Origin of the sequence: Variovorax sp. 350MFTsu5.1 (assembly GCF_048302515.1) — a bacterium.
GTDB lineage: Bacteria > Pseudomonadota > Gammaproteobacteria > Burkholderiales > Burkholderiaceae_C > Variovorax > Variovorax guangxiensis.
Genome location: NZ_CP157620.1, coordinates 5,411,264 through 5,436,125, shown reverse-complemented (window position 1 = coordinate 5,436,125; position 24,862 = coordinate 5,411,264). Strand labels below are relative to the sequence as shown.

At 67.5% G+C, this 24,862-nt stretch carries 30 protein-coding genes; 20 read left to right on the top strand and 10 right to left on the bottom strand.

Annotation, left to right across the window (positions count from 1 at the left end):
- Window positions 1–33 precede the first annotated feature (33 nt).
- The 14 genes from ABL843_RS24720 to ABL843_RS24655 all read left to right on the top strand — a co-directional run bounded on the left by ABL843_RS24720 (window position 34) and on the right by ABL843_RS24655 (window position 11,917).
- A complete protein-coding gene (locus ABL843_RS24720) occupies window positions 34–606 on the top strand; it encodes a ubiquinone biosynthesis accessory factor UbiJ (protein WP_184642550.1) in 573 nt (190 codons plus the stop codon).
- A complete protein-coding gene (gene ubiB / locus ABL843_RS24715; RefSeq protein WP_184642549.1) occupies window positions 603–2,168 on the top strand; it encodes a ubiquinone biosynthesis regulatory protein kinase UbiB in 1,566 nt (521 codons plus the stop codon). Before ABL843_RS24720 ends, ubiB begins: the two co-directional genes overlap by 4 nt.
- 13 nt (window positions 2,169–2,181) lie before the next feature.
- Complete coding sequence (locus ABL843_RS24710) at window positions 2,182–3,633, top strand: sodium:solute symporter family protein (protein WP_418117663.1); 1,452 nt, start codon at window positions 2,182–2,184, stop codon at window positions 3,631–3,633.
- Window positions 3,634–3,736: 103 nt separating this feature from the next.
- Window positions 3,737–4,066, top strand: coding sequence for an FmdB family zinc ribbon protein (locus tag ABL843_RS24705; RefSeq protein ID WP_126024708.1), 330 nt, complete (start codon window positions 3,737–3,739; stop codon window positions 4,064–4,066).
- Window positions 4,067–4,084: 18 nt separating this feature from the next.
- Window positions 4,085–4,717: a DUF502 domain-containing protein gene (locus ABL843_RS24700; protein WP_126024709.1), complete on the top strand. Its 633-nt coding sequence runs from the start codon at window positions 4,085–4,087 to the stop codon at window positions 4,715–4,717.
- Between the two features lie 39 nt (window positions 4,718–4,756).
- On the top strand, window positions 4,757–6,556 hold the full coding sequence (gene aspS / locus ABL843_RS24695; RefSeq protein WP_126024710.1) for an aspartate--tRNA ligase: 1,800 nt from the start codon (window positions 4,757–4,759) through the stop codon (window positions 6,554–6,556).
- 119 nt (window positions 6,557–6,675) lie between these two features.
- Window positions 6,676–7,152 (top strand): dihydroneopterin triphosphate diphosphatase, encoded by a 477-nt coding sequence (gene nudB / locus ABL843_RS24690; RefSeq protein ID WP_418117662.1) that lies wholly within the window; start codon window positions 6,676–6,678, stop codon window positions 7,150–7,152.
- Window positions 7,149–7,916, top strand: a complete 768-nt coding sequence (locus ABL843_RS24685) for an endonuclease/exonuclease/phosphatase family protein (RefSeq protein ID WP_418117661.1) — start codon at window positions 7,149–7,151, stop codon at window positions 7,914–7,916. The genes nudB and ABL843_RS24685 overlap by 4 nt, the downstream gene beginning before the upstream one ends.
- 73 nt (window positions 7,917–7,989) lie before the next feature.
- Window positions 7,990–8,721 carry a GTP cyclohydrolase I gene (folE, locus tag ABL843_RS24680; protein WP_126024713.1) on the top strand — a complete coding sequence of 244 codons (732 nt, stop codon included), beginning with the start codon at window positions 7,990–7,992 and terminating at the stop codon, window positions 8,719–8,721.
- 3 nt (window positions 8,722–8,724) lie between these two features.
- Complete coding sequence (locus tag ABL843_RS24675) at window positions 8,725–9,147, top strand: BLUF domain-containing protein (RefSeq protein WP_126024714.1); 423 nt, start codon at window positions 8,725–8,727, stop codon at window positions 9,145–9,147.
- 102 nt (window positions 9,148–9,249) lie between these two features.
- The gene (locus ABL843_RS24670; protein ID WP_418117660.1) at window positions 9,250–10,131 is read left to right on the top strand and encodes a DMT family transporter; all 882 of its coding nucleotides are present in this window, start codon (window positions 9,250–9,252) and stop codon (window positions 10,129–10,131) included.
- 4 nt (window positions 10,132–10,135) lie between these two features.
- Window positions 10,136–10,960, top strand: coding sequence for a DUF429 domain-containing protein (locus ABL843_RS24665; RefSeq protein ID WP_418117659.1), 825 nt, complete (start codon window positions 10,136–10,138; stop codon window positions 10,958–10,960).
- Window positions 10,961–11,087: 127 nt separating this feature from the next.
- Window positions 11,088–11,285, top strand: a complete 198-nt coding sequence (locus tag ABL843_RS24660) for a CsbD family protein (protein ID WP_093198234.1) — start codon at window positions 11,088–11,090, stop codon at window positions 11,283–11,285.
- A gap of 101 nt (window positions 11,286–11,386) precedes the next feature.
- Window positions 11,387–11,917, top strand: coding sequence for a BON domain-containing protein (locus ABL843_RS24655; protein WP_418117658.1), 531 nt, complete (start codon window positions 11,387–11,389; stop codon window positions 11,915–11,917).
- Between the two features lie 73 nt (window positions 11,918–11,990).
- Here the strand turns inward: ABL843_RS24655 and ABL843_RS24650 are convergent, their stop codons facing one another.
- From ABL843_RS24650 to ABL843_RS24625, 6 genes are all read right to left on the bottom strand, one after another.
- Window positions 11,991–12,560 (bottom strand): ferritin-like domain-containing protein, encoded by a 570-nt coding sequence (locus ABL843_RS24650; protein ID WP_126024717.1) that lies wholly within the window; start codon window positions 12,558–12,560, stop codon window positions 11,991–11,993.
- Entirely contained in the window at window positions 12,557–13,141 is a 585-nt protein-coding gene (locus ABL843_RS24645; protein ID WP_418117657.1) for a hypothetical protein, read from the bottom strand. Before ABL843_RS24645 ends, ABL843_RS24650 begins: the two co-directional genes overlap by 4 nt.
- A complete protein-coding gene (locus tag ABL843_RS24640; RefSeq protein WP_126024719.1) occupies window positions 13,128–13,511 on the bottom strand; it encodes a phage holin family protein in 384 nt (127 codons plus the stop codon). Before ABL843_RS24640 ends, ABL843_RS24645 begins: the two co-directional genes overlap by 14 nt.
- A 43-nt stretch (window positions 13,512–13,554) precedes the next feature.
- Window positions 13,555–13,932, bottom strand: a complete 378-nt coding sequence (locus ABL843_RS24635; protein ID WP_369661013.1) for a hypothetical protein — start codon at window positions 13,930–13,932, stop codon at window positions 13,555–13,557.
- Between the two features lie 54 nt (window positions 13,933–13,986).
- Entirely contained in the window at window positions 13,987–14,151 is a 165-nt protein-coding gene (locus tag ABL843_RS24630; RefSeq protein WP_093198217.1) for a DUF1328 domain-containing protein, read from the bottom strand.
- 208 nt (window positions 14,152–14,359) lie between these two features.
- A complete protein-coding gene (locus ABL843_RS24625) occupies window positions 14,360–15,679 on the bottom strand; it encodes a CHASE3 domain-containing protein (RefSeq protein WP_126024801.1) in 1,320 nt (439 codons plus the stop codon).
- A gap of 131 nt (window positions 15,680–15,810) precedes the next feature.
- On the opposite strand from ABL843_RS24625, the gene ABL843_RS24620 reads away from it, so the two are divergent.
- Complete coding sequence (locus ABL843_RS24620; protein WP_019656595.1) at window positions 15,811–16,443, top strand: response regulator transcription factor; 633 nt, start codon at window positions 15,811–15,813, stop codon at window positions 16,441–16,443.
- 61 nt (window positions 16,444–16,504) lie between these two features.
- On the opposite strand, the gene ABL843_RS24615 is transcribed toward ABL843_RS24620, so the two are convergent.
- Window positions 16,505–16,918: a response regulator transcription factor gene (locus ABL843_RS24615; RefSeq protein ID WP_184642541.1), complete on the bottom strand. Its 414-nt coding sequence runs from the start codon at window positions 16,916–16,918 to the stop codon at window positions 16,505–16,507.
- A 238-nt stretch (window positions 16,919–17,156) separates the two neighbouring features.
- On the opposite strand from ABL843_RS24615, the gene ABL843_RS24610 reads away from it, so the two are divergent.
- Window positions 17,157–19,199 (top strand): AsmA family protein, encoded by a 2,043-nt coding sequence (locus ABL843_RS24610; RefSeq protein ID WP_418117656.1) that lies wholly within the window; start codon window positions 17,157–17,159, stop codon window positions 19,197–19,199.
- On the opposite strand, the gene ABL843_RS24605 is transcribed toward ABL843_RS24610, so the two are convergent.
- The 3 genes from ABL843_RS24605 to gpmA all read right to left on the bottom strand — a co-directional run bounded on the left by ABL843_RS24605 (window position 19,196) and on the right by gpmA (window position 22,395).
- Window positions 19,196–19,969: a HesA/MoeB/ThiF family protein gene (locus ABL843_RS24605; RefSeq protein WP_126024723.1), complete on the bottom strand. Its 774-nt coding sequence runs from the start codon at window positions 19,967–19,969 to the stop codon at window positions 19,196–19,198. The two genes, ABL843_RS24610 and ABL843_RS24605, sit on opposite strands and share 4 nt — an antisense overlap.
- Before the next feature lie 114 nt (window positions 19,970–20,083).
- Window positions 20,084–21,526 (bottom strand): S41 family peptidase, encoded by a 1,443-nt coding sequence (locus ABL843_RS24600; protein WP_126024802.1) that lies wholly within the window; start codon window positions 21,524–21,526, stop codon window positions 20,084–20,086.
- Window positions 21,527–21,651: 125 nt separating this feature from the next.
- On the bottom strand, window positions 21,652–22,395 hold the full coding sequence (gene gpmA / locus ABL843_RS24595) for a 2,3-diphosphoglycerate-dependent phosphoglycerate mutase (protein WP_126024724.1): 744 nt from the start codon (window positions 22,393–22,395) through the stop codon (window positions 21,652–21,654).
- Window positions 22,396–22,500: 105 nt separating this feature from the next.
- On the opposite strand from gpmA, the gene ABL843_RS24590 reads away from it, so the two are divergent.
- The 4 genes from ABL843_RS24590 (at window position 22,501) to ABL843_RS24575 (ending at window position 24,838) form a co-directional block, all read left to right on the top strand.
- Entirely contained in the window at window positions 22,501–22,884 is a 384-nt protein-coding gene (locus tag ABL843_RS24590) for a rhodanese-like domain-containing protein (protein ID WP_221297874.1), read from the top strand.
- Window positions 22,885–22,905: 21 nt separating this feature from the next.
- Window positions 22,906–23,166, top strand: coding sequence for a glutaredoxin 3 (gene grxC / locus ABL843_RS24585; RefSeq protein WP_126024726.1), 261 nt, complete (start codon window positions 22,906–22,908; stop codon window positions 23,164–23,166).
- A 119-nt stretch (window positions 23,167–23,285) separates the two neighbouring features.
- The gene (secB, locus tag ABL843_RS24580) at window positions 23,286–23,750 is read left to right on the top strand and encodes a protein-export chaperone SecB (protein WP_093198195.1); all 465 of its coding nucleotides are present in this window, start codon (window positions 23,286–23,288) and stop codon (window positions 23,748–23,750) included.
- Between the two features lie 35 nt (window positions 23,751–23,785).
- Window positions 23,786–24,838, top strand: coding sequence for an NAD(P)H-dependent glycerol-3-phosphate dehydrogenase (locus ABL843_RS24575; protein WP_418117655.1), 1,053 nt, complete (start codon window positions 23,786–23,788; stop codon window positions 24,836–24,838).
- The last annotated feature ends 24 nt before the right edge of the window (window positions 24,839–24,862 follow it).

The following is a 24,862-nucleotide window of genomic DNA, read 5'->3' as shown; positions in this document are numbered from 1 at the left end:
ACGGGGCCGCAACGCAGGCGGGATAATGGGGACATGGCCACACCATCGTCCCCATTTTCCTTTCTAGGCGATCTCTTCAACACCATTGGCGAGCGCCTGCAGCCCCCGGACTGGGCGGTCCACGAGATCCAGAACCGCGCGGTCCTGTTCCTCAACCATGTGCTCCAGCAGGAGCCCGAGGCCCAGCAGCGGCTGCTGCGCCAGCAGGGGCGGGTGGTGCGCTTCCAGTGGCGCTTCGTGACCATGGAGCTGGTGGCCACGCCGGCCGGCCTGCTCGACCTGGCCCCGGCCGGTTCGGTGCCCGAGCTGACGCTCACCGTCACCGACGACTCCCCCTTCGACATTGCCCGCGCCGCGCTTCGAGGCGACAAGCCCGCCGTGCAGATCATCGGCGACGTGCAGCTGGCGGCCGAGGTCAACTGGCTGGTCGACCATGTGCGCTGGGACGTCGAGGACGATCTGGCCCGCGTGATCGGCGACGTGCCCGCGCATACGCTGGGCAACGCCGTGCGCCGTGTTGTCGGTGCGCTGCGCCAGTTCGTCGGCAGCCGCACGGCCGGCAAGGCCGGCGGTTCTGCTGTCGGCCCCGCAGGCAACGCCGAATGAGGCGCTTCTACCGCGGACTTTTCATCGTCTGGGTCGCGCTGCGCTACGGCCTCGACGAGCTGGTGCTCTCGAGCTTCCAGAAGCCCTGGGTGCGCGGGGTCACGCGCGTTCTTTCCTTCGGGCGCAACCTCGATGCGCCGCGCGGCCAGCGCCTGCGCGAGGCGCTCGAAAGCCTCGGCCCCATCTTCGTGAAGTTCGGCCAGGTTCTGTCGACCCGGCGCGACCTCCTGCCGCCCGACATCGCCGACGAGCTGGCCTTCCTGCAGGACCGGGTGCCGCCGTTTCCCTCTTCCGTGGCCATCGCCACCATCGAGCGCGCGTTCCGCCGCCCGGTGAGCGATGTGTTCGTGCAGTTCGACGAGACGCCCATAGCCAGCGCATCGATCGCGCAGGTGCACTTCGCGACCATCCGCACCAACGAGGGCGAAGAGCGCGAGGTGGCGGTGAAGGTGCTGCGCCCCAGCATGCGCGGCGTGATCGAGAAGGACCTGGCGCTGATGGCCATGATGGCCGGCTGGCTCGAGAACCTCTCGGCCGACGGCAAGCGCCTGAAGCCGCGCGAGGTGGTGGCCGAGTTCGACAAGTACCTGCACGACGAGCTCGACCTGGTGCGCGAGGCCGCCAACGCGGCCCAGCTGCGCCGCAACATGGCCGCGCTCGACCTGGTGCTGATCCCCGAGATGTTCTGGGACTTCTGCCACCCCGAGGTCATCGTGATGGAGCGCATGAAGGGCGTGCCCATCGCGCAGATGGACCGCCTGCGCGCGGCCGGCGTCGACATTCCCAAGCTGGCGCGCGACGGCGTGACCATCTTCTTCACGCAGGTGTTCCGCGACGGCTTCTTCCACGCCGACATGCACCCGGGCAACATCCAGGTGAGCCTGGAGCCGGAGACCTTCGGGCGCTACATCTCGCTTGACTTCGGGATCATCGGCACGCTGACCGAGTCGGACAAGGAATACCTCGCGCAGAACTTCGTGGCCTTCTTCCGGCGCGACTACAAGCGCGTGGCCGAGCTGCACCTCGAAAGCGGCTGGGTGCCGGTGGGCACCCGGATCGATGAACTGGAGGCGGCCATCCGCACCGTGTGCGAGCCGTACTTCGACCGGCCGCTGAAGGAAATCTCACTGGGCATGGTGCTGATGCGCCTGTTCCAGACCTCGCGGCGCTTCCACGTCGAGATCCAGCCGCAGCTGGTGCTGCTGCAGAAGACGCTGCTCAACATCGAGGGCCTGGGGCGCAACATCGACCCCGAACTCGACCTCTGGGCCACGGCCAAGCCCTTCCTCGAGAAGTGGATGGTCGACCAGATCGGCCCCAAGAAGCTGCTGCAGCAGCTCAAGGCCGAGGCGCCCAGGTACGCCAAATTGCTGCCCCAATTGCCTCGATTACTGCACGATTTCCTGGAGAATCGCCCGGTCGACAACCGCCGCGAGCTGCTCGAGCTGCTGGCCGAACAGAAGCGCACCAACCGGTTGCTGCAGACCATCGTCTACGGTGGCATAGGTTTTGTATTGGGGTTGCTCGCCATGCAATTGCTGGTGCGCGTGCGTCTGTTCTAGAGGAGTCTGTGCCGTGTTGTTGACGCTGGTCATCGTCTATCTGCTTGTCACCATCGCGATCGGCCTGTACGCCGCCAAGCGGGTGAAGAACACCACCGACTTCGCCATCGCCGGGCGGCACCTGCCGCTCTACATGATCGTCACGACCACCTTCGCGACCTGGTTCGGCTCCGAAACGGTGCTCGGCATCCCGGCCAAGTTCATCGAGGGCGGGCTCAACGGCGTGGTCGAAGACCCGTTCGGCGCCGGCACCTGCCTGATCCTGGTGGGCCTGTTCTTCGCCGGCAAGCTCTACCGCATGACGCTGCTGACCATCAGCGACTACTACCGCGAGCGCTACGGCCGCGCCGTCGAGGTGGCCTGCTCGCTGATCATCATGCTGAGCTACCTGGGCTGGGTGTCGGCGCAGGTCACGGCGCTCGGGCTGGTGTTCAACCTGCTGTCGGCCGGCGCCATCAGCATTCCGATGGGCATGGTGATCGGGGTGGTCTCGATCCTGGCCTACACGCTGTTCGGCGGCATGTGGTCGGTGGCCGTCACCGACTTCATCCAGATGATCATCCTGGTGGCCGGCCTTGCCGTGATCGCGATGTTCGCGGGCAACATGGCCGGCGGCGCCGACAAGGTGGTGGCCTTCGCGGTCAGCAAGGACCTCTTCAAGTTCTGGCCCGAGCCGAGCTGGCACGACATGGTGTTCTTCTTCGCCGCGGCCATCACGATGATGCTGGGCTCCATCCCGCAGCAGGACGTGTTCCAGCGCGTGATGTCGGCCAACAGCGTCAAGGCGGCCCGCCGTGGCCCGGTGATCGGCGGCCTGGCGTACATCCTCTTCGCCTTCGTGCCGATGTTCCTGGTGGCCAGCGCGCTGCTCATCATGCCGGAGCAGACCGGCGCGCTGCTGAAGGAAGATCCGCAGAAGGTGCTGCCCACGCTGGTGCTGGAGAAGATGCCCTTCGTGATGCAGGTGCTGTTCTTCGGCGCACTGCTGTCGGCCATCAAGTCGACTGCCTCGGCCACGCTGCTGGCCCCTAGCGTCACCTTCACCGAGAACATCTGGCGCCAGTTCCGCCCGGCCGGCACCGACCGCCAGAACCTCATGACCATGCGCATCACGGTGCTGCTGTTCAGCGCCGCCGTGCTGGCCTACGCCATTCGCATGCAGGGCACGCCGATCTACGAACTGGTTTCGGGCGCCTACCAGGTGCCGCTGGTGGGCGCCTTCGTGCCACTGGTGTGCGGCCTGTACTGGCGCCGGGCCACCACGCAGGGCGCGGTCGCCTCGATCGTCCTGGGCATCGGCGTGTGGCTGCTGTTCCTGCAGGTGCCGTCCTGGGGAGCCGTGTTCCCGGCCCAGCTGGCGGGTGTTCTGTGCTCTTTCGCGGGCATGGTGGCCGGCTCGCTGCTGCCGCAATGGTTGGCGAACACTCACACGCCGCACCGCCCGCTGGCCACGGAGCCGGCCTGAAGCCGGGGCCCGCCGGCCGGGCCGGGCGTCCTTTCACGGGGGCGCCCCTATAATCGAGGGCTTTGCGAGCGGCCGCTGCGCCGCTTTTTTGACCTCATTTCCCATGCCCATCTACGCCTACAAGTGCAGCGCCTGCGGCTTCGCCAAGGACGCTTTGCAGAAGATGTCCGACGCACCCCTCACGGTGTGTCCGGCGTGCGGCGCGAGTGCGTTCGAAAAACAGGTCACGGCCGCCGGCTTCCAACTCAAGGGCTCGGGCTGGTACGTGACCGATTTCCGTGACGGCGGAGGCAAGAAGTCCGAGCCGGCCACGTCGCCCGCCTCCGGCGAATCTTCGTCTTCCTCCTCTTCTTCCACCACGTCAGCCGCGCCGAGCCCCGCTCCGGCGCCCGCCGCACCGGCTCCCGCGCCGGCCGCGACGAGCGGCGACTGAAACGCCCCCCCGACCGCCATGCTCGCCCTGCGCAAATGGTTGCTGTCCGGCCTGCTGGTCATCGTGCCGCTGGTCATCACGCTCGGCGTGCTGAACTGGATCATCGGCACGCTCGACCAGACGCTGTGGCTGCTGCCCGAGCAGTGGCAGACCTGGCTGAGCGACCACAAGGTGCGCGGCCTGGGCGTGCTGCTCACGCTGGCGATCCTGCTGGTGGTGGGGGCCACGGCCAGCAACTTCGTCGGCAAGCGCCTGCTCGGCTGGGGTGACGCCGTGGTCCGGCGCATCCCGGTGGTGCGCTCGATCTACTCCAGCGTCAAGCAGGTGTCGGACACGCTGTTCTCCGAGAACGGCAATGCCTTCCGCACCGCGGTGCTGGTGCAATGGCCGCGCGAAGGCGTGTGGACCATCGCCTTCGTGACCGGCGCGCCCGGCAACGAGGTCGCCGCGCATCTCGGCGAGGGCGAGTTCCTCAGCGTCTATGTGCCGACCACGCCCAATCCCACGGGCGGCTACTTCGTGATGCTCAAGCGCAGCGACTGCATCGAACTGAAGATGAGCGTGGACGAAGCGCTCAAGTACATCGTCTCGATGGGGGTGGTCGTTCCAGGCGGCCCCGCCACGGTGGCGGTGAAGTCTTCCAACTCATAAAAGAACGAACGCGCCCTCGAGGCGCCGGAATGGATTCCTATGGCCATGCGTACTCAATATTGCGGTCTCGTGACCGAAGCCCTGCTGGGCCAGACCGTCACCCTTTGCGGCTGGGTCAACCGTCGCCGCGACCACGGCGGCGTGATCTTCATCGACGTGCGTGACCGCGAAGGCTACGTGCAGGTGGTGTGCGACCCCGACCGCGCCTCGACCTTCGCCGTGGCCGAGAGCCTGCGCAACGAATACTGCGTGCAGATCACCGGCCTGGTGCGCGCGCGGCCCGAAGGCACGACCAACGACCAGCTCAAGAGCGGCAAGATCGAAGTGCTGTGCCATGAGCTGAAGGTGCTGAACCCCTCGGTCACGCCTCCGTTCCTGCTGGACGACGACAACCTGTCGGAAACCACCCGCCTCACGCACCGCGTGCTCGACCTGCGCCGCCCGGCCATGCAGCGCAACATGCTGCTGCGCTACAAGGTGACGATGGAAACGCGCAAGTTCCTCGACGCCAACGGCTTCATCGACATCGAGACGCCGATGCTCGGCAAGTCCACGCCCGAAGGCGCGCGCGACTACCTCGTGCCCAGCCGCGTGCACGACGGCAGCTTCTTCGCGCTGCCGCAGTCGCCCCAGCTCTTCAAGCAACTGCTGATGGTGGCCGGCTACGACCGCTACTACCAGATCGTGAAGTGCTTCCGTGACGAAGACCTGCGCGCCGACCGCCAGCCCGAATTCACGCAGATCGACATCGAGACCTCGTTCCTCGCCGAGGAAGAGATCCGCGAGATGTTCGAAGGCATGATCCGCAACGTGTTCCGCAACGCCGCGGGCATCGACCTGCCGGTGTTCCCGACCATGACGTACGCGGACGCGATGTTCAAGTACGGCTCGGACAAGCCCGACCTGCGCGTGAAGCTCGAGTTCACCGAACTCACCGAGCTGATGAAGCGTGTCGAGTTCAAGGTGTTCTCCAACGCCGCCACCATGGCCGGCGGCCGCGTCGTGGCGCTGCGCGTGCCCGGCGGCGGTGCCGAGGGCGGTCTCTCGCGCGGCGAGATCGACGCGTACCAGGAGTTCGTCAAGATCTACGGCGCCAAGGGCCTGGCCTACATCAAGGTCAACGACGCTGCTGCCGGCCGCGATGGCCTGCAGAGCCCGATCGTGAAGAACCTCGACGATAACGCGCTGGCCGAGATCATCGCGCGCACGGGTGCGCGCAACGGCGACATCCTGTTCTTCGGCGCCGACAAGGAAAAGATCGTCAACGACGCCATCGGCGCGCTGCGCATCAAGATCGGCCACAGCGCCTTCGGCAAGAAGAGCGGCCTGTTCGACGACCGCTGGGCGCCGCTGTGGGTGGTGGACTTCCCGATGTTCGAGTTCGACGAGGAAGGCCAGCGCTGGAGCGCCGTGCACCACCCGTTCACCGCGCCGAAGGACGGCCACGAAGACCTCATGGACACCGCGCCCGAGAAGTGCATCGCCAAGGCCTACGACATGGTGCTCAACGGCATCGAGATGGGCGGCGGCTCGGTGCGTATCCACCGCGAGGAAGTGCAGAGCAAGGTGTTCCGCGCGCTGAAGATCAGCGCCGAGGACGCGCAGCTCAAGTTCGGCTTCCTGCTGGATGCGCTGCAGTACGGCGCGCCCCCGCACGGCGGCATCGCCATCGGCCTGGACCGCCTGGTCATGCTCATGACCGGCGCCGAGTCGATCCGCGACGTGATCGCCTTCCCCAAGACCCAGCGCGCGCAGGACCTGCTGACGCAGGCGCCGAGCCCGGTCGACGAGAAGCAGCTGCGCGAACTCCACATCAAGCTGCGCAACGCGCAAGCATGAGGCTCGCCCCCAGGCTGCGCGCACTTCGTGTCGCTTCGCCAACCCCCGACCGGGGGCAACACCTGAGGCCCGGCAAAGCCGGTTCCTCGGTGTTCCGCGAAGAAAACTGAGCGCCCCCGATGACGACTGGTTCTCGGCCCTGGAAGATCCCGGAGTCGGTGCTGGTCGTGATCCACACGCCGGCGCTCGATGTGCTGCTGATCCGGCGTGCGGATGCCGAGACCGACTTCTGGCAATCGGTCACCGGCAGCAAGGACGTGGCCGACGAGCCCCTGGTGCTCACCGCGGCGCGCGAGGTGGCCGAGGAAACCGGCATCCTGTGCGGCGAAGGCACGCCGCTGGCCTCGCAACTGGTCGACTGGCAGCTGCGCAACGTCTACGAGATCTATCCGCGCTGGCGCGCCCGCTATGCACCGGGCGTCACCCACAACACCGAGCACCTTTTCGGCCTGCGCGTGCCCGAACGCGTCGTGCCCACGCTCGACCCCTGCGAGCACACCGACTGGCGCTGGCTGCCGTACCGCGAGGCGGCGGACGCCTGCTTTTCCCCGTCGAATGCCGAAGCCATTCTGTTGCTGCCAGAATTTGCGCGATGAACCAGCCGGCAGCAGCAGCGGTGCAGAACCTCCGCGTCGCGACCTACAACATCCACAAGGGTGTGCAGGGCATCGGCCCCGCGCGGCGGCTCGAGATCCACAACCTCGGCCACGCCATCGAGCAGCTCGACGCCGACATCGTCTGCCTGCAGGAAGTGCGCAAGATGAACCGGCAGGCGGCGGCGCGTTTCGCGCGCTGGCCCGAGCTGCCGCAGGCCGACTTCCTCGCGCCCGAGGGCTACACCGCCGTCTACGAGACCAACGCCGTCACGCGCCATGGCGAGCACGGCAACGCGCTGCTCACGCGCTGGCCGGTGCTGGGCACCAACCACCAGGACATTTCCGACCACCGCTTCGAGCAGCGCGGGCTGCTGCACGTGGTGATCGACGTGGAAGGCCGGCGGGTGCACGCCATCGTGGTGCACCTGGGGCTCATCAAGGGCAGCCGAGTGCGGCAGATCGCGCGGCTGCGCGAGTTCATCGACCGCGAGGTGCCGCCCGGCGAGGCCGTGGTGGTGGCGGGCGACTTCAACGACTGGGGCGCGCGCATGCGCTACGCCATGAACGCCATGGGCCTGCGCGACACCAGCGATCTGCGCGGTCCGCGCACGCTCACTTATCCCTCGCGCCTGCCGGTGGCGCAGCTCGACTTCGTCTACGGGCGCGGGCTGGAGCCGCTGTCCTGCGTGGTGCCGCGCGGACCGATCTGGGCCCGCATGTCCGACCACCTGCCGCTGGTGGCTGATTTTTCACTCCTTAATTGATAGCATTGCTCCGAGAAGGGACGGGCGTTGCGGCCCCGAATGTCTGGAGCCATTCACTGGTACGATCTTTGCCATGCTGAGGAAAACCGACGTCGAACCGCGCCCCGATCGAAACGACGATGACGAGGGCACGCCCGTCTCCGTGAAGATCCGCGAGCGCATCACCGCGGCGCGCAAGCGCTTCAATGCCAACGACAACATCTCCGAGTTCATCCAGCCCGGCGAGCTGGAGGCCCTGCTCGACGAGGTCGAGGTCAAGATGAAGGACGTGCTCCAGAGTCTGGTGATCGACGTCGAGAACGACCACAACACCGACAACACCGCGCGCCGGGTCGCCAAGATGTACCTCAACGAGGTGTTCAGGGGCCGCTATGTGGCGGCGCCTTCGCTCACCGAGTTTCCGAACGCCGAGCACCTGAACGAACTGATGATCGTCGGCCCGATCACCGTGCGCAGCGCCTGCTCGCACCACTTCTGCCCGATCATCGGCAAGCTCTGGATCGGCGTGATGCCCAACGAGCACACCAACGTGATCGGCCTGTCGAAGTACGCGCGCCTGGCCGAATGGGTCATGGGCCGTCCGCAGATCCAGGAAGAAGCCGTGGTGCAGCTGGCCGACCTGATCCAGGAAAAGACCCAGCCCGACGGCCTGGCCCTCGTCATGGAGGCCGAGCACTTCTGCATGGCCTGGCGCGGCGTGAAGGAAATGGACAGCAAGATGATCAATTCCGTGATGCGCGGCGTGTTCCTGAAAGATCCGAGCCTGCGCCGCGAATTCCTCTCCCTCCTGCCCAGAAAGGACTGAGCCATGCTGGTCCGACTCCTCTACGCCAGCCGCGCCGTCGACACCAGCCCCGAGGCCATCGAGTCGATCCTGGCGCAATCGCGCACCCACAACACCGCGTGCGGCATCACCGGCATCCTCTGCTATGGCGCGGGCACCTTCCTGCAGGCCATCGAAGGCGGCCGCATGGCCATCTCCGAGCTCTACGGCCACATCCAGCGCGATGCGCGCCACAAGGACGTGGTGCTGCTGCACTACGAAGAGATCTCCGAGCGCCGCTTCGGCGGCTGGACGATGGGCCAGGTCAACCTGTCGAAGCTCAACGCATCGACGCTGCTGAAGTATTCCGAGAAGCCCGAGCTCAACCCGTACGCGGTGTCGGGCAAGGTCTCGTTGGCGCTGCTCGAGGAACTGATGGCAACTGCCGCCATCGTCGGCCGCCACTAGAACGTGGTCCCCACGCTCGGCATTTCGTGTCCTCGCTGCCCCCCGAGGGGGCCGCTCGCGCCTTGGGACGGCCCGGCGGCGCTCGGTCTCGCGTAGCTCGAGGTGCCGCTCTCCGCGTTCGCCCTGATCCTGCTCGCCGGGATCATCCACGCCAGCTGGAACATCGCCGCCAAGAAGGCGAACGGCGATGCGCGCTTCAGTTTCCAGACCAGCGTGTTCAACATGGTCATCTGGGCGCCGCTGGGCATCGTGCTCGGCTGGAATGTGGTGCCGAACTGGGGACGGGCCGAGTGGAGCTTCGTCGTGCTCAGCGGCGTGCTGCACGTCTTCTATTTCATCGTGCTGCTGCGTGGCTACCGCAAGTCGGACCTGACGGTGGTCTATCCGCTGGCGCGCGGCTCGGGGCCGCTGCTGTCCTCGCTGGTGGCGGTGCTCTTCCTCGGCGAGAAGATCAGCCTCGTCGGCGTGGCCGGCATCCTTGGCGTGGTGGCCGGCGTGTTCCTCATCGCCGGCGGCCCGCGCCTGTGGCAGAAGGCGCACGACCCGGCGCAGCGCGCGCGGGTGCACAAGGGCATGCGCTACGGCATGCTGACCGGCGCCTTCATCGCGGCCTACACGGTGGCCGACAGCTACGCGGTCAAGTTCCTCGCGATGTCGCCGATCCTGCTCGACTACATGGGCAACCTCGTGCGCATCGTGCTGCTGCTGCCCGCGGCGCTGCAGGACCGCGCGACCACCGTGCGCATGTGGCGCGACCAGTGGAAATACGCGCTGCTGGTGGCGGCGATCAGCCCCGTCTCGTACGTGCTCGTGCTCTACGCGGTGCAGCAGGCGCCGATCTCGCACGTTGCACCGGCGCGCGAGGTGTCGATGCTCTTCGCGGCGCTCATCGGGGGCCATCTGCTGCGCGAGGGAGACCGGCTGCTGAGGCTGATGGGCGCGATGTTCATCGCCGCCGGCGTGGTGGCGCTCGCCCTGGGCTGAGCCAGTGCTGCTGTTCGGCTGCGACTTCTCCAGCGCGCCGACGGCACGCAAGCCCATCGTCATCGCAACAGGCGAACAGAGCGGCACCGACAGGGTCGTGCTGCGTGGCCTGCAGCGCTTTTCCACGCTCGACGCCTGGGGCGAATGGCTGTGCACCACGCCGTCCTGGACCGGCGGTTTCGACTTTCCGTTCAGCCTGCCGCGGGAACTCGTCGAGCAGCTGCGATGGCCGCTGCAGTGGGAGCCGCTGATGGCCCACTACGCCGGCCTGAGCCGCGCCGAGATCCGCCAGACCTTCGCCGCCTTCTGCGCGGCGCGCCCGGTGGGCGGCAAGTTCGCGCACCGCAAGGCCGATGGGCCCGCGGGCTCCAGCCCCTCGATGAAGTGGGTCAACCCGCCGGTGGCCTACATGCTCCATGCCGGCGTGCCGCGCCTGCTCGCGGCGGGTGCGCGCATGCCGGGGCTGCATGCCGGCAGGGGGGCCGATCGCATCGCGCTGGAGGCTTATCCGGGCCTGCTGGCGCGCGAACTGATCGGACGGCGCAGCTACAAGAGCGACGACCTGGCGAAGCAGACACCCGAGCGACGAGCCGCGCGCGCCGACCTGCTGGCGGCGCTCGAAGCCGGCTCGTCCCGCCTCGGGTTGAAGCTGGCCGTCACCGCGCCGCAGCGCGCGGAGTTGCTCGCGGACGAACGCGGCGACGACATCGACGCCGTGCTGTGCCTGCTGCAGGCCGCCTGGGGCCTGCAGCGCGCCGCAAGCCCCGGCCCGGGCCATGGCCTGCCGGAAGACTTCGATCCGCTTGAAGGATGGATCGTCAGCGCCTGAGCCTCGTTGTCCTACACCGCTTCGGGCTTCCGTCGGCGTTCGCCGCCATGCGGCGGCGCCTAGATTGACTGCGGTGGGCTACCCCGGCCCACCTGTTTCAACATCAATCCATCAGGAAGGAAGCGACATGAACAAGGATCAAGTGGCAGGCCGCGTCGAGGAAGCCAAGGGCAAGCTGAAGGAAGTCGCCGGCAAGGTTGTCGGCAACGAGAAGCTCGAAGGCGAGGGCATTGCCGATCAGGCCGCCGGCAAGGTGCAGAAGACCTACGGCGACGTGAAGGAAAAGGCTAAGGACGCGATCAAGTCGGGCGCCGACAAGCTGTGACCGGTCGGGGGCGGGGGCATGCATCCAGCCCGGCCGCCCCGTTCACACACTCTCTTTTTCTTCCCCATTTCCAATTTCCAAGAAGCGACAGGAGGACTGCCATGAACAACGGATCGAACATTCGACAACGCGTCTCCGGCATGCCGTACGCGCACGTCTGTCTTGCCATGCTGCTGGCCGGCGCCGCGCTGGCCCTGGCCGGCTGCGACAAGGGCGACAACCGCACTGCCGGCGAGAAGCTCGACAGCGCCGTGGCGAAGACCGAGCAGGCGGCCGACACCGCCGCGGCAAAGACGGGCGAGGCCCTGAAGGACGCCAAGGCCAAGGTCGAGTCGTCCAACACCACCGCAGAGGTGAAGGAAGGCGCCGCCAATGCCAAGGAAGCGCTCAAGGAGGCAGGCGCGGCAGTGAGCGCGACGATGGACGATGCTGCCATCACGGCCTCGGTCTCGGCTGGCCTTGCCAGGGACCCGGACCTGAGCGCCATCAAGATCGACGTCGACACCAAGGCCGGCGCCGTGAGCCTGAAGGGGCCGGCACCCTCGGCCGCCGCGAAGGCGCGGGCCGAGGAGATCGCCAAGGGCGTGCAGGGCGTGACCTCGGTGAGCAACCAGCTCGAGGTGAAGGGCTGAAGATCCCCTTCGACCCCCGGCAACGAAAAAGCCCGGCGCTGCCGGGCTTTCTCATGGGCGGGGCCTTCGTCGCTCAGTGGCCGAGCCAGTCCTTCAGTTCGTCGGCATGCTCCTCTTCATCGGCGAGGATGCCTTCGAGCATGCGGCGCGTGGTCGGGTCCTTGTCGCCGATGAGCGAGATCATCTGGCGGTACGACTCCACAGCGATGCGCTCGGCGATCAGGTTGGCGCGCACCATCGACTGCAGGTCGGTCGATTCGTCGTAGGAGGCATGGCTGCGTTCGAGCAGGTGCGTGGGCGCGAAGTCGGGTTCGCCGCCCAGCTGCACGATGCGTTCGGCGATGAGGTCGGCATGGGCCGACTCTTCGTTGGCGTGCACCAGGAACTCGTCGGCGATGGCCGGCGACTCCACGCCGTTGGCGGTGAAGTAGTGGCGCTTGTAGCGCAGGATGCAGACCAGCTCGGTGGCCAGCGCATCGTTCAGGAGCTTCACGACGTCGTCGCGCCAGGGGCCGTAGCTCGGCGTGACGGCACCGTCGTCCAGGCTGTTGCGGGCTGCGTCGAGGCCGCTCTGGTCGAGCGCCAGGTGCTGGTGGCCGGAGGCCTTGGAGGAGGCTGCCGTGGAGGAAACGTCGTTTTTCATGGAGAGTCCTTTCGTGGGGGGCGAGTTGAATTCGGGGTCTTGCTCATCAGGGTGTTGACGAGGTCGGCCACGTCGGATGTCTTCAGTACGGCCGCGAGCACCGCCGTCGCCGACAGCAGTCGCCAGGGCTTGACCAGCACCAGCAGCGCGCCGGTGGCGGCCGCGGCTGCCATCAGCTTGGCCGGCTCCTTGCGGGCGTAGTGCTCCAGCATCGGCCGCGCCAGCTGGCCGACCGCATGCGCGGGATGCCTGCGCCACCAGCGTTCCAGCACGCTGCGCCCCACGGCGAGCCATACGTTCTCGTTTCTTCTTCGGCTGCCTCCGCGTTCCCCTTGCCCTGTGGGATCTCCTTCTCCTCTTTCGTGCGGGTGGCCTTGGCGCCGGCCTGTGGCCTGCGCTTCATCGTGTGCGTATTCCAGGTCGTCCAACCGGGGATCGGAGCCGGCGTGGCCGCGGCCTTGATGGCTGTCGTCGTCCACGCCGCCGTTCAGCTGCCGCACCAGCGCGCGGCGCGAAAGGGCCAGGCGCTGCTGAGGCGAGAGTTGCTCGGAATGCGAATGGCGGCGCTCAGTACCGGTCATGGCGTGCTCCGGCTTCGTGCAGGGCCTGCAGGTCGGCATCGAGCTGCGAGCGCAGATCCTCGAAGGCGTAGTGGGGTGCGGGCCGCGCCGCGTACCAGGTGCAGATGGCCGCGATCACCACGGCCACGCCCGGAACGGCCACAAGCACCCAGTGGAAGCTGCCGTGCATCACGCCCAGCAGGATCGCAACGCCTATCAGCCCGAGCGCCAGGGTGATGGTGGCCACTGCCAGCACGGCCGCGACGATGCGCGTGGCGATGCCGCGTCCCGCCTGGGCGGATTCCTGCCGGATGAGGGCGGCGTAGTTGGCGAGGTGTTCAGCGACGAGTTCCGGATGCCCGAGCACCGTGGAAAAAATCGGATGGAGCATGGTGCCGGGGTCGATCGACGATGAACGCCTGTTGCCGTATCGATCAGTAGTCGTCGCGGCTGCGGCGGCTGGCCAGCACGATGAGCGCGGTGATGGCGGCGCCGGCCGCCGCTGCCAGCAGCACCGAGCGCACGGGCTGGTCGGAGATGTAGCGGCCCGTCACGTCGGCGGCCTGCTCGAGGCGGCGCTGCGCGCGTGCGCTGGTGGTGGACGCGGCGTCCAGGCCGCGCTGAACGGCTTGCTGCACGCGGGCGGCCAGCTGCTCGACGGCCGGCTCGGAATCGCGCTGCAGGTCGCGGACCTTTTCGCCCGCCGCATTCACCGCGTTCTGTGCATAGGCGCGGGTCGTTTCGACCGCGTCACGGGCGGTCTGGCGCGCTTCTTCGGCGAGTTGCGAGGGAGTCTTGGTCGTCGTGTTCATTTGAAAGTCCTTTCCGGAAAAGTGAAATGCGCAAGCCTGTTGATCGTAACGACGCTACTTGCGTCGTAGCAAGCCGGCAAGGAAGCTCGCGATCGCGAGGATCACGAAGATCACGAAGAGGATCTTGGCGATGCCCACCGCGCTGGCGGCGATGCCGCCGAACCCGAAGAGGGCGGCGATCAGGGCGATGACCAGAAACACCACGGCGTAATGCAGCATGTGGAACTCCTTCGAGGCTTGGCTCGTTGTCTTGAAAACATCGCACCGGACTCCCCAGAAAAGGAAGGCTCCGGCGCCATGGATGCAACCTTAAGTGGAGGGCCGTCCCCGACCTGTCAGCGGCCGTGGCTGGGGTGCGTAGGAGATGGCCGAGTGGCCTTGCGGCGGCGTGTGCAGAAGTGCCGGCCTCGACCGTCCCGGCCCGGGCTCAGGCCGGCTTGACGATCGGCAGCATGGCGCTCAGCCGCGTGCCCTTGCCCGGCACCGACGCCACCGTGAGCCTGCCGCGCGCGGCTTCCACGCGGTGCCGCATCCCCGCGAGGCCGTGGGTGGAGGGCCGCACGCGAAGCGTGTCGAAGCCCTTGCCGTTGTCCGCCACTTCCACCACCACGTGGTTGTCGTAGTTCTTCAGGACGATGGTGGCCTCGGTGGCCTCGGCGTACTTGCCGATGTTGGTGAGGCTCTCCTGCACCATCCGGTAGATGGTGAGCTGGCGCGATTCATCCATGGTCACCGGCTCCAGCACCATCTCCACCTGCAGGCCCGAGCGCTCGCCGAACTCGCGCCCCAGGATCTCCAGCGAAGCGACCAGCCCGAGGTTGGCCAGCGAGGAGGGCCGCAGGTCCTCGATGATCCGGCGCTTCAGCGCGATGCCGCTGTTGAGCAGCTCGGTCAGATGCTGCAGCCGCTGGATCGCGTCGGGCGCGTCCGCCAGCCGCGACTTCAGCCGCGCCACGTCGAGCTTGGCGGCGGTGAGCAGCGAGCCCAGTTCGTCGTGCAGTTCGCGCGCAAGGAAGCCGCGCTCGGTCTCGCGCACGTCCTGGAGGTGGGTCGCCAGTTCGGCCAGCGAGGCTGTGCGCTCGCGCACCTCGTCTTCCAGGGCGTTGCGCTCGCGCTGCAGGGCCTCCTGCTGGCGCTCGCCGATGGAGCGCAGCGCATGGGTCTGCCGCAGATACAGGAAGAAGGCGATCAGCGCGGCCACCGCCACGATGGAGGTGCCGATGCGCGCCAGCTGCAGCGAGCGCAGCACCTGCGCCTGGCTCTGGTGCAGGGTGCCGTTGCTGATCTTCACCAGCTCGCCGGCGGTGGTGCGGATGGCCTCCATCTCCTCCTTGCCGACGTCGGTGGTGATGACGAACTTCCAGGCGTCCTCCTTGCCGTCCTGGCGCAGGCGCACGCTCATGTCCATCTCGGCGATCTTGCGCAGCACGTGCTTCGACAGCTCGGTCAGCTGGGCGAGCTCGGCTGGCCGGCCGGCGTACAGGCGGCGCAAGGTGGCGAGGTGGCCGTCGACCTGCTTGACCGCGTCGTCGTAGGGCTTTCGGTAGCCGGCCTCGCCGGTCAGCAGGTAGCCTCTCTGGCCGGTCTCGGCGTCCAGCATGTTCTGCAGCAGCTGGTTGAGCGTGCCGCGCACCTGCTGCGCCTCGTCGATGTCGGCGAGGGCGCGGCTGGACTGCCGGTACCCGGCCTCGTTGATGCCGACGAGGGCCAGCGCGGCCAGTGCCGCGAGCAGCAGGCTCACGGCCATTCTTGGTGGGGCTAACCAGTGCATGAAACTTTCAAGGCTGCTTGCGGCGCAAGTTCGTGAATAATTGACAACAATCAGGGACCTGGCATGTTGCGACCCTCGGGTGCGCAACACAACGACGAAAGTAACAAATGATCAAAATCGGAATTGTGGACGACCACGCCATCGTGCGATCGGGCCTCCGGCAGTTCTTCTCCGAGCACGTGGACCTGCGCGTGGCGGGTGAAGCTGCCAGCGGCCGCGAGGCCATCGAACTGGTGCGCACCACGGAGCTGGACGTGCTGGTCATGGACCTTTCGATGCCCGGGCAAAGCGGTATCGACGCACTCGCCATGATCCGCGCCAAGGCGCCGGACGTGGGCATCCTCATCCTGAGCGGATACCCCGAGGAGCACTACGCGATGAACCTGATCCGTCAGGGGGCGAGCGGGTACCTCAACAAGGAATGCGATCCCATCGAGATCGTCAACGCCATCCGCACCATCGCCCTGGGCCGGCGCTACATCACGCCCGCCGTGGCCGAACTGCTGGCCCGCCAGCTCGACCGCAAGGACGACGCCGCGCCGCACGAGCAGCTCTCGGAGCGTGAATTCCAGGTGTTCCTCAAGCTCGCCAAGGGCGAGACCGCCGGTGACATCGCCAAGACGCTGTCGCTGTCGGTGAAGACCGTGAGCACCTACCGCACGCGCCTGATGGAGAAGATGAATCTCTCCTCCAACAGCGACCTCACGTACTACGCGCTGAAGAACAAGCTGATCGACTGAGATCGGCTGATGGGCGGCGAAGGGGTCCAAGGGGGCTTCTTCTCGCTTCTTCTTTCATTGCTCAGCCGGTGGCTCCGGGCGAGGAGCGCGAGGCCCGGTCGCGGGCCTGCACGAGGCAGAACTCGACCAGCGCGTCGATCTCGTTCGACTTGTCGAAAACCGCATCGACCCCGAATTCCGCGCAGCGCCGCCGGATGTCGGGCGTCGCGTAGTTGCTGAGCACCACCACCTTCTGCACCGGCTTGCGGGCCTGGCAGGCCTGCAGCACGCCGAGGCCGCTGCCCTGCTTGAGGAAGAGGTCGACGATCATGAGGTCCCAATCGCCGTCGTGGCCGAGCAGCCATGCGCGCGCGCCGCTCTCTGTGTCGGCGAAGCCGACCACGGTGGTACAGGTGAGCTCTTCCAGCGTGCCGATGAGGTTTTCACGGATCGTGAGGTTGTCTTCGACAACATAAGTCTGCAATCTGGAATCCATGCCGAACCACTCTTCCTCTGAGCTTTTGCGGACGCCTTCAGCGTGCGCCCGTTGGCAGGAACTGCCTGCCGCTCGACTTTGCTTCGTCCCCTGCGCGCATCATGCAAGCTTCGGCGGCTGGTGGCTGTAGGCGGGTTCCGACGCGGCCTGCGCAGGCGCCTCCAGTAGGCAATCCCTCACGATCTCTGCGGTTCGTGGCCGACCGCGGCGGGGCGATCGACTGAGTTACAAGGAGCCCATGGCAACGACGAACGTACCGAAGAAGGCCGGCGTCCTGCGCGGCCGGCCGCTCTGGCAGAAGCTGCTGGCGGGCCTCGTGCTGCTGGTTGCGTTGCTGGCGATCGGGCTCGCCTTCTTCCCTTGGGACGTGCTGCGCGAACCGGTCAACCGCTACGTCAGCGAGAAGACCGGGCGCAAGTTCGAGATCACCCGGCGGCTCGACGTGGGCCTGGGGTGGCGGCAGGCCACAGTGAGGCTGGACGGCGTGGAGTTCGCCAACCCCTCATGGGCGCGCGATCCCTATCTGGTGAAGGCGGAGCGTGCCGACTTCGACATACGCCTCTGGCCGCTGATCTCGAGCAGCATCGTCATTCCCAGGCTGGCGCTTTCCTCGCCCACGGTGGGACTGCAGATGGAAGCCGACGGCCGCCGCACATGGTCGCTGGGCAAGGAAGGCAAGGACAGCTCCGAAGGCGGCACCGTGCCCACCATCGGCCAGGTGCAGATCGACAGTGGCGCGGTCGACTTCCTGGCCAAGCACCTGGGCGTGGACCTGCATGCCGATCTGAACTACGACAGCGGCCGCGGCGAGATGCCGCTGGACTACCGCATCAAGGGCCGCTACAAGGGCCAGCCGCTGACCGCCAGCGGGCGCACGGGCAATGTGCTGCAGATCGAGGCCACGAACGCGCCGCCTTTCCCGATCGAGATCCGCGCCGCCGCGGGCCAGACGCAGCTGAGGGCGGCCGGCACGGTCGCGCGCCTGTCGGACCTGGACGGCATCGACGCCAGGTTCGACATCAAGGGCCAGACGCTGGGTGCGCTGTTCCCGCTGCTGGGCATCGCGCTGCCGCAGACCTCGCCCTACACCCTGAGCGGCAAGCTCGACAAGCGCGGCAAGCTGTGGGAGGCCTCGGGCCTGAAGGGGCGCCTGGGCCTGTCCGACATCGCGGGCGACATGCGCTTCGACCAGTCCGGCAAGCTGCCGCACCTGGCGGGCGACCTGCGCTCGAACGTGATGGACATGGACGACCTGGGCCCGCTGATCGGCCTGCCGCCCACGGCGCGCACCGCCGCCACGGTGGAAGGGGTCGCGCCGCCGCCCACAGTCACCCAGGTCAAGCGGCCCGGCGGCAAGGTGCTGCCCACGGCGCCGCTGGACTTCGATCGCCTGCGCGCCATGAACGCCGACGTGAAGTACACGGCCGATCGCATCCGCAACGTGCGCGAGGTGCCGCTGGAGCGCGGCAGCGTGCAGGTGAAGCTGGCCGAAGGCGTGCTCACGCTCGATCCGCTCGACCTGGGCGTGGCCGGCGGCAGGCTCAGCGGCGCGATCCGCATCGACGGCTCGAAGAAGCCCGCGGACATCCGCGCCTCGCTCGACGCCCGGGCCATGCAGCTGGTGCGGCTGTTCCCGAAGCTCGAAACCACCGGAAACAGCGTCGGCAGGCTGGACGGGCGCATCAATCTCTCGGGCTCCGGCAGCACCGTCGCCAACTGGCTCGGCGGCGCGTCGGGCGATGTGGCGGTCATCTCCGGACGCGGGCAGTTCGGCAACCTGCTGCCGGTGTTCGCGACGCTGGTGGGCGGCGACATCATCAAGTTCATCCTGCGCGGCGACCGCAACGTGGAGCTGCGCTGCGCGGCCCTGGCCTTCGACGTCAACAAGGGCCTGATGACCGGGCGCACGCTGGTGGTGGACACCACCAACGCCGTCTTCATCGCCACCGGCCAGGCCAACCTGGCGACCGAGGGGCTGGATTTCGTGATCCGCCCCGAGCCCAAGAGCAAGAACATCCTCTCGATCCGCACGCCGCTGGTGGTGGGCGGCACATTCGGCGATCCCAAGGGCGGCCTGGAGGTCGGCCCGCTGGCCGGGCGCGGGCTGGCCGCGCTGGCGCTGGGTGCGGTCAATCCGCTGCTGGCACTCGCCGCGACCATCGAGCCGGGCCCGGGCGAGGATTCGAACTGCCAGGGCGTGGTGGCGCAGGCGAACAAGCCCACGGCGGGGGCGGCAGCCAAGGGCGCCGCCCGGGCGAAGGGCGCGAAGCAGCCCAACTAGACCGGAGTGGAGGGGAAGGTCGCGCGTTGCGCGCAGACGCTGCAGTGCGGATCGCGCGCCACCCGCAGCGTGTCGAACGAGGTGCTGCGCCCGTCGAACATCAGCAGCTTGCCCGCCAGGGACGGGCCGATGCCGGCCAGAAGCTTCAGTGCCTCGCTGGCCTGCAGCGTGCCGATGGTGCCGACCACCGGGCCGAACACGCCGAGCACCGCGCAGCGCGTTTCCTCGAAGCTCGCATCGGGCGGGAACAGGCAGGCATAGCAGGGCGAGGCGGCGTCGCGGGTGTCGTAGACGCTCAATTGCCCGTCGAAACGGATCGCCGCGCCCGCCACCAGCGGCTTCGCATGCGCCACGCAGGCACGGTTGACGGCCTGCCGGGTGGCGAAGTTGTCGCAGCAGTCGACCACCACGTCGGCCTCGGCCACGAGGCGCGACAGCAGCGCCTCGTCGGCGCGCAGTGCGTGGGTTTCGATGGCGATGTCGGAGTTGATGTCGCGCATGGCCTGCGCGGCTGATTCGACCTTCGGCAGGCCGACGCGCGCATGGGTGTGGGCCACCTGGCGCTGGAGATTGGTGAGGTCGACTTCGTCGTCGTCGACCAGCACGATGTGGCCGACGCCCGCTGCCGCAAGGTAAAGGGCCACCGGCGAGCCCAGCCCGCCGGCGCCTATGACCAGAACCCGTCCGGCACTGACTCGGGCCTGCCCGTCGATGCCGAATTCTTCCAGAAGGATGTGGCGCGAATAGCGCAGCAGCTGGTGATCATTCATGCTCGCCCCCAGGCTTGCCCACTTCGTGTGGCCGCCCACACCCTATCGGGGGCAATACCGGCGGCCCGGCAAGGCCGGTTCCGCGGTATTCCTGAAAAGAACCGACTTGCCGGCTCAGTTCTCTTTCTTCTCTTCCTTGTTGTCGACGATGACCTGCGTCTTGCTCACGAGCACCGGCTGGCCCTTCAGGCGGTTGAGCGCCTGCACGAGCGGGAAGTCCTTGTCGGTGCCGAACTCGGGCACCTTGCGGTCCTGCGGCGGCTTCTTGGCTTCTTCCTCGAGGCGCTTGCGGGCCTCGTCGCGGGCCTTTTCGCGTTCCGGGTCCTTGACTTCTGGGCCCTGGCCGCTGGCCAGGTGCTTCTCGAGGTCGGCCTCGCGCATGCGCAGGGCGGCGAAGGGGCTGCCCTCGGCGCTTTCGTCGACCAGCACGTTCGGCACGATGCCCTTGGCCTGGATCGAGGTGCCGCTGGGCGTGTAGTAGCGCGCGGTGGTGATCTTCAGGCCGGTGTCGGGGCCGAGCGGGCGCACCGTCTGCACCGAGCCCTTGCCGAAGGTCTGGCTGCCCATGATGGTGGCGCGCTTGTGGTCCTGCAGCGCGCCGGCGACGATCTCACTGGCGGAAGCCGAGCCTTCGTTCACCAGCACCACCAGCGGCACGGTCTTCAGCGCGGCCGGCAGGCTGCGCAGCGGGTCGCTGCCCGAACGGCGCTGGTAGAACTCCGGCGCTGCCTTGTAGACCGACTTGCTCTCGGCCAGCTGGCCGTCGGTGGTGACCACCGTGACGTTCTCGGGCAGGAAGGCCGACGACACCGCCACGGCCGCGTCGAGCAGGCCGCCCGGGTCGTTGCGCAGGTCGAGCACCAGGCCCTTGAGGTTCGGGTCTTCCTTGTAGAGCTCGTCGATCTTCTTGACGAAGTCGTCGACGGTGCGCTCCTGGAATTGCGAGAGGCGGATCCAGCCGTAGCCGGGCTCGATCATCTTGCCGCGAACCGACTGCGTGCGGATCTCTTCACGCGTGATGGTCACGGGGAAGGTGCGGCTCTCGTCCTTGCGGAAGATGGTCAGCAGCACCTTGGTGTTGGCTTCGCCGCGCATGCGCTTGACCGCCTCGTTCAGCGACAGGCCGCGCACGGCGGTGTCGTCGATCTTGGTGATCAGGTCATTGGGCTTGAGGCCCGCGCGGAAGGCGGGGGAGCCCTCGATGGGCGAGACGACCTTGATGAGGCCGTCTTCCTGCGAAATCTCGATGCCCACGCCGACGAAGCGGCCGGTGGTGCCTTCCCTGAATTCCTTGAAGGACTTCTTGTCGAAGTACTGGGAGTGGGGGTCGAGTCCGGCGACCATGCCGGAGATGGCGTCGGAGATCAGCTTCTTCTCGTCGACCGGCTCCACGTAGTCGCTCTTGACCATTCCGAAGACGGCGGCGAGCTGCTGCAATTCCTCGAGCGGCAGGGGCGCGAGCGAGCCGCGCGCGACTGTCTGCAGCGAGACGGTGGTCAGGACGCCTGCAACGGCGCCGGCGGCGACCCAGCCGGTGATCTTGAGTTTCTGGCCCATCATGAGTGGTTGTCCTTGTCGGCGGCTGTCAGTCCAATATACACAGCTTGGAAGCAAATTGTTTGCCGGGGTTCCACGGGTGGAGCGCCGGACGGGGGCTTTTCAGGGCGCTCTTGGCGGGCCTCTCAGCCCTTGCCCTGCGATGCCACCGCGGCGGCGGCCTTCTCGGCGGCCGCGGCATCGCCGAGGTAGTAGTGGCGCAGGGGCTTGAGGTCGTCGTCGAGCTCGTACACCAGCGGGATGCCGTTGGGGATGTTCAGCCCGACGATGTCGTCGTCGGAGATGCCGTCGAGGTACTTCACCAGCGCGCGGATCGAGTTGCCGTGGGCCGCCACCACCAGCCGGCGGCCGGTGCGGATGGCCGGCGCCATCGATTCGTTCCAGAAGGGCAGAACGCGCGCCACCGTGTCCTTCAGGCACTCGGTCAGCGGGATCTGCTCGGGCGACAGCTTGGCGTAGCGCACGTCGCCGCGTTCGCTGCGCGGGTCGTCTGCTTCCAGCGGCGGGGGCGGGGTGCCGTAGCTGCGGCGCCAGACCAGCACCTGCTCGTCGCCGTATTTCTTGGCGGTTTCGGCCTTGTTCAGGCCCTGCAGGCCGCCGTAGTGGCGCTCGTTGAGGCGCCAGGAATGCACCACGGGCAGCCAGGTGCGGTCGAGTTCGTCGAGCGTGTGCCACAGGGTGCGGGTGGCGCGCTTGAGCACGCTCGTGTAGGCGACGTCGAAGTCGTAGCCTTCGGCCTTGAGCAGCCGGCCGGCCTGCTTGGCCTGTTCGACGCCGGTTTCGGTCAGGTCGACGTCGGTCCATCCGGTGAAGCGGTTTTCGAGATTCCAGGTCGATTCACCGTGACGGATCAATACCAGTTTGTGCATGTGGGAGGCCTTTGGCTGCGCTTGCGAAACCCCGCATTCTAAAATCCCCGGTTTGCCATTCAAGGAACCCCCGTGAAATTGATCGAATTCGTCACCGCGAACTGGATGCTGATCCTGATCGCGCTCAGCTCGGGCGCCATGCTGGCCTGGCCGCTGGTGCGGGGGGCGGGCGGCGGAACGCTCACGGCACAGGGCGCCGTGCAGCTCATCAACCGCGAGCGCGCCGTGCTTGTCGACGTGCGCGAGCCCGAGGAGTTCGCCACCGGCCACATGATCGGCGCCAGGAACGTTCCCCTGAACCAGCTCGAGGAAAAGCTCGCCGGCACGGTCAAGAACAAGAACGTGCCGCTGCTGCTGGTCTGCGCCACCGGCGCCCGCGCCCAGCGCGCCGTGGCGGTGGCCAAGAAGCTCGGTTACGAGCAGGCCCAAGCGGTGTCCGGCGGGCTGAAGGCGTGGAAAGAGGCTAACCTGCCGGTTGAAAAAGCCTGAAATCCCCCCGAGATGGAGCGTATGCAAGCAGTCAAGATGTACACCACCGCCGTTTGCCCCTACTGCATACGCGCGAAGCAGATCCTGAAGTCCAAGGGCGTCGAGCAGATCGAGGAGATCCGCATCGACACCGACCCCCAGGCCCGCAACACCATGATGGAGATCACCCAGCGCCGCACGGTGCCCCAGATCTTCATCGGCGACACCCACGTGGGCGGCTGCGACGACCTGATGGCGCTCGACAGCCGCGGCGGCCTGGTTCCGCTGCTGCAGGGCGCCTGAAACCGGCCCTGCCCCGGAACCGTCCTGCGACGGGGCCATAATCGCCAGTTCACTCATCTGCAGCCCGCTGCGGGACCCCCTCCCCGGCGGGCATTGTTTTGATCCTCGAAAGTTCAGCCATGGCCGACCAGCAAGCCCAAGATCCCGTCTTCCAGATCCAGCGCGTCTACCTCAAGGACCTGTCGCTCGAGCAGCCCAATTCGCCCGCGATCCTGCTGGAGCAGGAGCAGCCCACCGTCGACATCCAGCTCGGCGTAGACGCACAGCCCGTGGCTGAAGGCATCTTCGAGATCACCGTGGCCGCCACCGTGCAGACCAAGATCGGCGACAAGACCGTGTTCCTGGTCGAAGCCAAGCAGGCCGGCATCTTCGAGATCCGCCATCTGCCCGAAGAGCAGATGGGCGCCATCCTCGGCATCGCCTGCCCGCAGATCGTCTACCCCTACCTGCGCGGCAACGTCGCCGACGTGATCCAGCGCGGCGGCTTCCCGCCCGTGCACCTGGCCGAAATCAACTTCCAGGCCATGTACGAGCAGCAGCAGGCCCAGGCCGCCGGCCAGGCTGCGCCCTCGCTGGCACAGTAATCGCGGCACTGCAGCCGTAGCAGCCACCGACGCCGATGAAGATCTGCGTTCATGGCGCCGGCGCCTGGGGCACGGCGGTGGCCGTCAATGCGGCGGCCCGCCACGAAGTCACCCTCTGGGCGCGCGACGCCGCCCAGGCCGACGCCATGTCGGCCGTGCGAGAGAACTCCCGCTACCTGCCCGGGCTGGCCCTGCCGGCCTCGCTGGCCGTGCGCGCCGGCGACATCGCCCAGGCGCAGGCCGGCGCCGACCTCGTCATCGTGGCCACGCCGATGGCCGCCTTGCGCGCGCAACTCATTGCGCTGCGCGGTACCAGCGCCGCTGTGGCTTGGCTGTGCAAGGGCGTCGAGCCCGCGCTGGACAGCTCCTCCTCGACATCCTTCGGCCTGCTGGCTCACGAGATCTGGGCCCAGGTTGCTCCTGAATTGAGAGCGGGCGTGCTCAGCGGCCCCAGCTTCGCGCAGGAAGTCGCCGAAGGGCGGCCGACCGCGCTGGTGGCCGCCAGTCCGCACGCCGCCGTGCGCGCCATGCTGGTCGACGCCTTCCACGGCCCCGCGCTGCGCGTCTATGCCAACGAGGACATCGTGGGCGTGGAGGTGGGCGGCGCGGTCAAGAACGTGCTGGCCATCGCCACCGGCCTGTGCGACGGCCTCGCGCTGGGGCTCAACGCCCGCGCGGCGCTCATCACCCGCGGCCTTGCCGAAATGACGCGCTTCGGCCTCGCGCTGGGCGCTCGCGCGGAAACCTTCATGGGCCTTTCTGGCCTGGGCGACCTGGTGCTGACCTCCACCGGCGACCTGTCGCGCAACCGCAAGGTCGGCCTGCTGCTCGCGCAGGGCCGCACGCTGGCGCAGGCCGTCGATTCGCTGGGCCACGTGGCCGAGGGCGTGTATTGCGCCCGCACCGTGGTGCAGCGCGCGCGCGGTCTCGGCATCGAGATGCCGATCGCCGAGGGCGTGGTCGCGCTGCTCGACGGCCGAATGAGCCCTCAAGACGCCGTGGCGGCCCTCGTCGGCCGCGAGCCGGTGCCGGAATCGGTGCAGCAGCCCCAGCCGGGCGCCACCGCTTCCCCCCGTCAATCCCCCTGAGAAAAACGCAGAGACAAAGAGAGC